The organism is Devosia sp., from assembly GCF_017307565.1.
Lineage (GTDB): Bacteria > Pseudomonadota > Alphaproteobacteria > Rhizobiales > Devosiaceae > Devosia.
The window spans coordinates 1-8,219 of the sequence record NZ_JAFKHD010000223.1 but is presented as its reverse complement, the minus strand read 5'-3'; the positions used below and the strand labels follow the sequence as shown (position 1 = coordinate 8,219).

Sequence of the window (8,219 nt, the reverse complement as noted above, 5' to 3'; positions counted from 1 at the left end):
GACGAGGTCGCGCCAATCGGTGACGAGCCGCGCCGAGGGGTGGCGACGACCCGCCCGCTCCAGCGCGGCAGTGGAAGGATCGGCGATCGCGCGCAACGCGACCGCGTCGACCTCGACCACGGCCCGCGCGAGGTTGGGACCCCAGTAGCCGTAGCCGATGACGCCTATGCCCGGCATGACTGCCTGCCTTCGCCGTTGCGCAGGGAACCCGGATGAGCGCCCGCAGGCGCTTTGTGCCTGACGTCGCCGATGATGCGGGCCGGAACGCCGGCGACGATGGCGTGGTCCGGCACGTCGCGGGTCACCACCGCGCCGGCGCCGACCAGCGCGTTCTCGCCGATGGTGACGCCGCACACGATGGTGGAATTGGAGCCGAGCGCCGCCCCGCGCCGCACCCGTGTCGGGGTGCACTCCCAGTCGCCGTCGCGTTGCAGCGACCCGTCCTCGTTGGTGGCGCGCGGATAAAGGCCGTTGGTGAACATCACCCCATGCGCCACCATGACTTCGTCTTCGATGGTCACGCCTTCGCAGACGAAGGAATGCGAGGAAATTTTGCAACGCGCGCCGATGCGACTGTTCTTCTGGATTTCGACGAAGGGGCCGACCTTGCTGCCCGGGCCGATCACGCAGTCATAAAGATTCACCAGCTCGGGTTGATGGACTGTCGCCCCTTCACCCAGAACTACCCGCTTCAACATGGTCGATACCCCTGAGAACGGCCGGGACGGCGCGGGGCGCCAACGGCATTCGGCTCAATGGGGAAACGATAACAGGGCTACGGGGGCGGACAATTTTCCAACAGAGCTAGAGATTTATCTGCCCTATGTGGAGCCTGGGGCAAGTTAATGCCAATGGTGTCGGCTTCATCTGTAAAATATAAACTGTTCGATGTAGCTCGTTTGCATGGCTGCTAGTTGATGGGTGATGGTCATCAACAGGAGCTAGCCCAATTGTCTGAGGCGGCTGGACAAATCAATTAATGAGAAGGCTACCCTAATTGGGACACTTTTAAGCACTTTACAGCAGCGGTCGACGCAGCGGCCGTCGATACCAGCTTAAGAGGCATATATTGGAAGTCATGAAACCAGGCCCCCGCGCCCGGCCATGGACCGATATTATCGGTCCTGCCCGCGGCTATATCGGTGTGCTGTTCGCGCTCAGCGTCACTTCAAATATCCTGATGCTGACCGGTTCGGTCTTCATGTTGCAGGTCTACGACCGGGTACTGCCCAGTCGTTCAGTATCGACGCTTGTCGCGCTCACCATGCTCGTCGTGGTGCTCTACGCATTCTACGCGCTGATCGAGTGGATCCGCTCGCGCATGGCCAGCCGGCTTGGCGGGCTCGTGCATGAGCGGCTGGCGCGCGTCCTGTTCCCCGCAACAGTCCGACTCAAATTGCAGGGTGCGCCCGGCATGCGCGCCAATCCCGTGCATGATCTCGATGTAGTGCGGCTCTTCATCGCCGGACCGGGCGCCATCTCGCTCCTCGATCTGCCCTGGGTCCCGCTCTATCTGGCGCTGGCCTTCCTGCTGCATCCGTGGCTCGGCACGCTTGCCCTCTGCGGCGGCCTGCTTATTGCCGGGCTTCTCGTGATCAACGAATTGCATTCGCGCGGTCCGGCGCAGGCAACGACCGCTGCGGCGGGTGCGCGTGCGGCCCTGACCAATGACGCACAGACCAATGCGGAATCCATCGTGGCCATGGGCATGCTCGGCTCCATCACGGATCGCTGGGGCCATTCGGCCGACCTGCTGGCGCAGACCCAGCAGCATTCCTCCGATCGCACGGCGTTTTATAGCTCGATCACCAAGGGCGTGCGCTATCTGCTGCAATCGGCGGTGCTGGCGCTCGGCGCCTATCTCGTTATCGAAGGCCAGGCTACGGGCGGCCTGATGATCGCAGCCTCGCTGCTTACATCGCGGGCTCTTGCGCCTATCGAACAGATGGTCGGCCAGTGGCGCGCCTTTGTCGGCGCCCGGCAGGCCGCGGACCGGCTCGCCCAGGTGCTGGCCTGGCAGGGCGCGCCGCCGCGCCCGACGCAATTGCCGATGCCGACCGAACGGCTTTCGGTGGAAGCCATGTCGACTGGCTCCGACCCGCGGCGCGGGCCGGTGGTGAGCGGTGTCACCTTCCAGCTGTCGGCTGGCGACGGTCTTGGCATTATCGGCCTTTCGGGGTCAGGAAAATCATCGATTGCCCGGGCGCTTGTCGGCGTCTGGCCGGTGCTCGAAGGCGCCGTTCGCCTCGATGGCTCGGAACTGCACCATTTCGACCCGGTCGAACTCGGTCGATCCATTGGCTATCTGCCGCAGGCCGTCGAGCTGCTCGATGGCACGATCGCCGAGAATATCGGCCGGTTCGGCGCCAATCACGACACCGAGGCCATCCTGAAGGCAGCAACGGCCGCGCAGGTGCATGATTTCATCATCTCCCTGCCGGATGGCTATGAGACGCGGATCGGGGCGGATGGTTCGGCCATGTCGTCCGGCCAGCGCCAGCGCATTGGCCTGGCCCGCGCGCTCTATGGCGACCCGTTCCTGATCGTGCTCGACGAACCCAATTCAAACCTGGACATGGAGGGTGACCAAGCCCTGACCAGAGCCATCGCCGAGGCGCGCAAACGCGGCGCCATCGTCGTGGTGGTGGCTCATCGGCCCAGCGCAATAGCGGCAATCAACAAGGTGCTGTTCATGCGCGATGGTGGGCAGGTCGCCTTCGGCAACAAGGATACCGTATTGCAGCAGATTTCCCTTCCTCCCCAGCCAGTTGTCAGGACACAAAGTGCTTAAGGTCGCAAACCTGAACCATCCGATGGCGCAGGTGCCCAACCAGAACCTGCGGAGCCTGCGCCGTCATGCCATGCTGGGCATCGGCATCATGGCCGCACTGTTCGTCGGTCTGGGCGGCTGGTCCGTCGCCACCAATGTCGATGGCGCTGTTATTGCCAATGGTGCAGTGTCGACCAATGGCGGCTCGCGCAAGGTGCAGCATTCCGAAGGCGGCATTGTCCGCGAAATTCTCGCGCAGGATAACGAGCGGGTCGAGGCGGGGCAGGTTCTGCTCAAGCTCGACGATGTGTCCGTGCGCGCAGAACTCGAAGTGGTCATGACGCAGTTGCGCGAAAACCTCGGCACCCAGGCCCGGCTGGCGGCGCAGAGCGTGGGTGAAACCATGCTGCGCCCGCCCGCCGTGACCGCCGATTGGCCGCGCGATCCATCGCTGGCGGTGGTGCTGACCGATCAACAGAACCTGCTGCATTCCCAGCAGCAGTCCATCGACAACAAGCTGGATCGCCTCAAGCAGCTGGTGGAAGAAAAGAACTCGCTGATCGAGGGCTATAATGCTCAGGTCGTGGCACTCGAAAGCCAGCTCTCGGTGGTTCGTGAGCAGCTTGGCCAGCTGAGCACGCTGCGCGAAAAGGAACTGGTCTCGGCCCAGCAGGTCAATGACTCCAAGCGCAACGAGGCCGATCTTTCCGGCCAGATCGCGACCGTCAAGGCCTCCATCACCGGCACGCAAAGCTCCATTCTAGAGCTGACCATGCAGTCGGCCCAGGTCACCAGCGACTTCCGCTCGGACGCCCTGGCGGAGCTGCAGAAGGTATCGCAGACCGTGAGCGAGCTCATGCAGCGCAAGATCGAGATCGAGTCCCGCCTGCAGCGCCTCGAAATCCGAGCGCCCATCGCCGGCACCGTGCATGAATCCCGGGTGCATACCCTCGGCGGGGTGATCGCGCAGGGCGATACGCTGATGAAGATCGTGCCCGATCAGGAGCATCTGCAGCTCGACATGCGGGTCAATCCCGTGGAGGTCAGCAAGCTCCATGTGGGGCAGGCCGCTCAGGTAAAACTGCTGACGTTCGATGCACGGACCACACCGAACCTGGCCGGCAGCGTCGGCACCATCTCGCCAGACGTGGTGCAGGACGCGGTGACCGGTGCGCAGTATTACACCGTGCGGGTCGATATTCCGGATAGCGAACTGGCCAAGTTGCCCGCAGGGGCTGCGCTGGTTGCCGGCATGCCGGCCGAGAGCTTCTTCCAGACGGGCGAGCGCAGCGTTTGGTCCTATCTCGTCGGCCCGATCGAACAGCGCTTCAGCCATACGTTCCGGGAAAACTAGACCTGGAAGTTGGTGCCGTGCTCGCTCTTGTAGCGACATTTGTTGAGCACGACGCCCAGGAACTTGCTCTGCTCCTGCAGCTCGCGCTCGCTGACGTCGATATCGGCAACGGTGCTCTCTTCGGCGCCGACCACCAGCAGTGTGGTGTCCATCAGCGGCAGCAGGCCCAGGCAATCGTCGCTTTCGAGCAGCGCGGGCAGGTTGTAGACGATGATGTCGGCGCGCAGTTCCTCGCGCATGCGCGTCAGCGCGTCGGCAGCGCTCTGGCTGTGCAGCAGTTCGGCCGGATGGTCGAGCGTATCGGGGCTGGCCCCGATGGCGAGGTTGTCGTCGAGCCGCACGAAGAAGTCTTCCACGAGGCACTCGCCGCGCAGGAACTCGAGCATGGAATAGCGACCGGAATGGGCAAAAATGCCGGCAAGGCGCGGCTGGCGCAGGTCCAGGTCGACCACGCCCACGCGGATTTTCTCATGCTTGGCGAGGCTGATGGCGAGGTTCACCGCGACGGTGGCCTTGCCGCAACCTGATGTCGGCGCCGTGATACCAAGGCTAGTCCAGTTTTCCGTACTGGCGCTCCTGAGCAGTTTGGTGCGCATGATATCGAAAGCCTGGGCTGCCGGGTGGTGGCGCTGGAACGAGACGATCCGCTGCTGTTCCATCTCGTGGGGATCGACCGGCAAACTGGGCAGCGATGTCCAGATCTGCGGCGCAAGCGCCGGCGCCTGAATGTCGGTGGCCTTGGTGTCCTGCTGGTTGGACGGCGTAAAAACGTTCATGGCAAATTCCCGATGTCAGTGGTGATGGCCGACAGGTTGTCATGCGCCGGATGCGGTGCTTCGTTCACGGCCACAAGCAGGGCAGGAACCGCGACGATCGCGCCCAGTCCTATGGCGAACCGGGGACGACGCCGGGTTGATGGCTCGATGAACGGCACGGTGATGAATGGAACGATCTGCAGGCGGTTGACCAGTTCGCTGGGCCGGCGAATGCGGCGGTTCAGCAGTTCTGGAACGACGACCGTGGCAAGGCCGAGCAACAGACCGGCAAGGCCGCTGGCCAGCAGCAGTACCTTTTGCTTGGGTCCCTGCGGCGTCTGCGGCGGTTCGGCGCTTTCGATCAATGACAGCCGCTCGCCCTTGAGCAGCAGTTCGATCTGCTGGCCGGTGGAGGCTTCGGCAAGGCGCGCAATTGCCGCGTCATACTGGGCCTGCAGGTTCTGGTGGTCGCGCAGCATGGAATTGAGCGCGATCTCGTTGGCCGGCGTCTGATTGATCGAAGTGGTCAGGTCGGCGCTGGTCTTGTCGATCGAGGTGCGCTCGGCGGCGATGGCAGCCAATCGGTCCTGAATGTCGGAGATTTCAAGATCGCGCGAGGTCTGCGGTCCGGCAGCGGGCGGGTGGGCCATGCTGGTCTCGAGATCGGCGATCCGCGCGCGCAGCGACACGATAGTCGGGCTGGTTTCGGCAAAGACCGCCTGTTGCTGGGCAAGCGACTGGCGCAGCGCCTGGAGGTTCTGCTCCTCGGGCGTGGCGGCGCTGGCAGAAATGTCGAGCGGGCGCGACGCGAGGTCCGCCTGGCGCTTGCGCAGAGTGGCTTCTTCCTGGGACAGGTCGAGCACGCGCTTCTGCAACGCCGCCTGTTGGTTGCGGCGGAAGTCGATGCTTTCGGGCAGGGCGTTGATGTGCTGGTCCTTGAACGCGAGCATGCGACCATCGAGGCCCTGTAAAAGGCCATCGAGGCGCTGGGTTTCCTTGGTGAAAAAGGCGACGGTGTCGGAGGCGCGCTCGGTGCGCAGGCGTACGTCCTTGTTGAGGATCATCGTCACGAGTTCATTGACGAGGTTCGCCGCGACATCGGGGCGGTCAGCGGTGAACGAAATGCTGTAGATCATCGCTGAGCTGCCGCTGCCGGTATCGGTCAGCGCCGGCACGATGCTGACGCGTCGGCTCATGTCGTCATACATATCGGTGCGCGACATGCCAGGGCGCTTGGCATAGATGCCGAACTGGTTGGCGAGCGTCAGAAGGTTCTCGCTCGAAAGCACATCCTGCTGGATGATCTGAAACCGCTCGCCGGCACCTGTCGGAACGGTGGACTTTGCGAGGTCGGTCGGGATCTGCGGGGATTCCACCAGCACCTTGGCGGTCGCCTGATAGGAGAGCGGCCAAACTACGGTGAGCATAGCCAATATCGTTGCGGCCACGATGGTGACGCCCAGGAACACTGGCAGGCGCCGCAGGAACAACGACAGATAGAAACCGAAGTCGATCTTGCCCAGTACGTCCATGCTGCGTCACCTGTGCTCGCGCCACCGGGTCTTCCCCGACGCTCCACCTTAGGGTGGGTCGGTGCGGCGGCTCCATCGTCAACACGGGTGAGGCTAAAGGCTACGTAGCCCTGATGGGCTAAGCCGGTCTGGGTGGTTCTTGCGTGGGGCAGGGCGCGGTAGTCTGAGCAATGCTTGGCCAAACCACGGACGGACAAAGATAATGCGTATAGTCACCGGGTTCTTTCGCAACTCGCGTCATCTGGCGCTGGTTGCACTGCTGTTGGGCTCCACCTTCATGGCCACGCCTGCCCAGGCCGAGCCGCTACCGCTGGCGCCCTTGACCAAGCTGCGCCTCACCGTCGTGCAGTTCGTTGCCTCGACCGGCGACTATAAGCGCTGGGACGCGCTGGGCGGCGATATGGATGTCGGGCCCGATGGCACCCTGACGGTGCCGACGTTGGGCTCCATCGACGTTGTAGGCATGAGTGCCGACCAATTGGGTGCCGAAATCGGCAAGCGCCTCCAGGCCAAGCTCGGCCTGCTTGATGCGCCCGATGCAACCGTGCAGGTCCTTGCCTATCCGCCCATCTATGTGGTGGGCAGCGTCTCCTCGCCCGGCCAATATGCCTTCCAGCCCGGCATGACCGTGGTGCAGGCGATGGCCCTCGCCGGCGGTGAGCGCAATGCCGAGATGACCTCGGGCCTGTCGCAGACCATCAAGCTGCAGGCCGACCTCGATTCCTTCTCCGCCGATATCCTGCGCTCGCGAGCGCGGCTCGCCCGGCTCCAGGCCGAATATGGCAAGGCCAAGGAAATCACCTTCCCCTCAACCCTCAGCGCCAGCGATCCGCTGGTCGCTGAGATCATGGGGCAGGAAAAGATGATCTTTCAGGCCCATGTCAACGAGTTGGACCGGCAGCAGACAAGCCTGATCCAACTCGCCGATCTCTACAATGCCGAGATCGACGCCTTGGCGCAGAAGGGCGCGGCGCTCGACGAGCAGATTGCCCTCGCCCAGCAGCAGGTGGACAGCATGATCGGGCTGGTCAATTCCGGCTCGGCCACCGTGTCGCGGCTCAATGAAGTGCAGCGGGCCCTTTCCGACCTCCGCTCCGAGCGGCTCGATGTGGTCGTGGCCACCATGACCGCCAAGCAGAACCTCAATTCCTCGCAGCGCGACCTGGCACGAATTCAGGATGAGCAGCAGTCCAATACGGCCGGGCTGTTGCAGCAGGAGCAGGCGGGGCTCGACAAGCTGGTGCTCAACCAGAATGCGACGGCCCGCATGCTCGGCCAATCGCTGGAGGCTGATCACAGCATCACCCTGGCCCGCGCCGCGCGCACCAGTCTCGTCTACGCGATCCTGCGGGAGAAGGACGGCAAGGCCACCTCTGTCAACGCCACCGAGGGCAGCACCCTGCTGCCTGGCGATCTGGTACGGGTGACGATGCAGGTACAGTTGCCTACGGCGGATGGGGACGTGCCGGTGGCGGCGAACAGCCCCTGAGGGGGCTGTTGCTCAGCAGCCGGTACCGCGGAACACCACGCCCACGGTGCGCAGCAGAATTCCTAGGTCATTGACGATAGTCAGGCTCGTCGCGTAGCGGCTGTCATAGGTGGCGCGCTCGGCGAAGGTGCAATTGTTGCGTTCGCTGATCTGCCACAGACCCGTCAGGCCCGGCCGCAGTTCGTAATAGGCCGTGCCGGGATAAAGCTGGCGCTGGCTGGTCAGCATGGGGCGCGGGCCGACAAGGCTCATGTCGCCGATCAGCACATTCCAGAGCTGGGGCAGCTCGTCGAGCGAGTAGCGGCGGAGATAGGGGCCA

General features: G+C 63.6%; 7 protein-coding genes. 3 read left to right on the top strand and 4 right to left on the bottom strand.

The features are described 5' to 3' along the window. Positions 1-164: 164 nt before the first annotated feature. Positions 165-698, bottom strand: a complete 534-nt coding sequence (locus tag J0I64_RS07220; protein ID WP_291406919.1) for an acyltransferase — start codon at positions 696-698, stop codon at positions 165-167. Positions 699-1,078: 380 nt separating this feature from the next. Here J0I64_RS07220 and J0I64_RS07215 point away from each other — a divergent pair, with 380 nt between their 5' ends. Both J0I64_RS07215 and J0I64_RS07210 read left to right on the top strand, forming a co-directional pair. Continuing rightward, positions 1,079-2,791 carry a type I secretion system permease/ATPase gene (locus J0I64_RS07215; protein ID WP_291406918.1) on the top strand — a complete coding sequence of 571 codons (1,713 nt, stop codon included), beginning with the start codon at positions 1,079-1,081 and terminating at the stop codon, positions 2,789-2,791. Then, complete coding sequence (locus tag J0I64_RS07210) at positions 2,784-4,124, top strand: HlyD family type I secretion periplasmic adaptor subunit (protein ID WP_291406917.1); 1,341 nt, start codon at positions 2,784-2,786, stop codon at positions 4,122-4,124. The genes J0I64_RS07215 and J0I64_RS07210 overlap by 8 nt, the downstream gene beginning before the upstream one ends. On the opposite strand, the gene J0I64_RS07205 is transcribed toward J0I64_RS07210, so the two are convergent. Both J0I64_RS07205 and J0I64_RS07200 read right to left on the bottom strand, forming a co-directional pair. Next, the gene (locus J0I64_RS07205; protein ID WP_291406916.1) at positions 4,121-4,900 is read right to left on the bottom strand and encodes a CpsD/CapB family tyrosine-protein kinase; all 780 of its coding nucleotides are present in this window, start codon (positions 4,898-4,900) and stop codon (positions 4,121-4,123) included. The two genes, J0I64_RS07210 and J0I64_RS07205, sit on opposite strands and share 4 nt — an antisense overlap. Beyond that, positions 4,897-6,411 (bottom strand): lipopolysaccharide biosynthesis protein, encoded by a 1,515-nt coding sequence (locus tag J0I64_RS07200; protein ID WP_291406915.1) that lies wholly within the window; start codon positions 6,409-6,411, stop codon positions 4,897-4,899. The genes J0I64_RS07205 and J0I64_RS07200 overlap by 4 nt, the downstream gene beginning before the upstream one ends. A gap of 202 nt (positions 6,412-6,613) precedes the next feature. Here J0I64_RS07200 and J0I64_RS07195 point away from each other — a divergent pair, with 202 nt between their 5' ends. After that, on the top strand, positions 6,614-7,900 hold the full coding sequence (locus tag J0I64_RS07195) for a polysaccharide biosynthesis/export family protein (protein ID WP_291406914.1): 1,287 nt from the start codon (positions 6,614-6,616) through the stop codon (positions 7,898-7,900). A 12-nt stretch (positions 7,901-7,912) separates the two neighbouring features. On the opposite strand, the gene J0I64_RS07190 is transcribed toward J0I64_RS07195, so the two are convergent. Continuing rightward, positions 7,913-8,219: sugar transferase (locus J0I64_RS07190; protein ID WP_291406913.1), on the bottom strand; the 307-nt coding region annotated here is incomplete at its 5' end.

Bases quoted from the DNA above. Each gene is read 5' to 3' on its own strand.
- J0I64_RS07220 (WP_291406919.1), bottom strand. From the start codon at position 698: ATGTTGAAGCGGGTAGTTCTGGGTGAAGGGGCGACAGTCCATCAACCC.
- J0I64_RS07215 (WP_291406918.1), top strand. From the start codon at position 1,079: ATGAAACCAGGCCCCCGCGCCCGGCCATGGACCGATATTATCGGTCCT.
- J0I64_RS07205 (WP_291406916.1), bottom strand. From the start codon at position 4,900: ATGAACGTTTTTACGCCGTCCAACCAGCAGGACACCAAGGCCACCGAC.
- J0I64_RS07200 (WP_291406915.1), bottom strand. From the start codon at position 6,411: ATGGACGTACTGGGCAAGATCGACTTCGGTTTCTATCTGTCGTTGTTC.
- J0I64_RS07195 (WP_291406914.1), top strand. From the start codon at position 6,614: ATGCGTATAGTCACCGGGTTCTTTCGCAACTCGCGTCATCTGGCGCTG.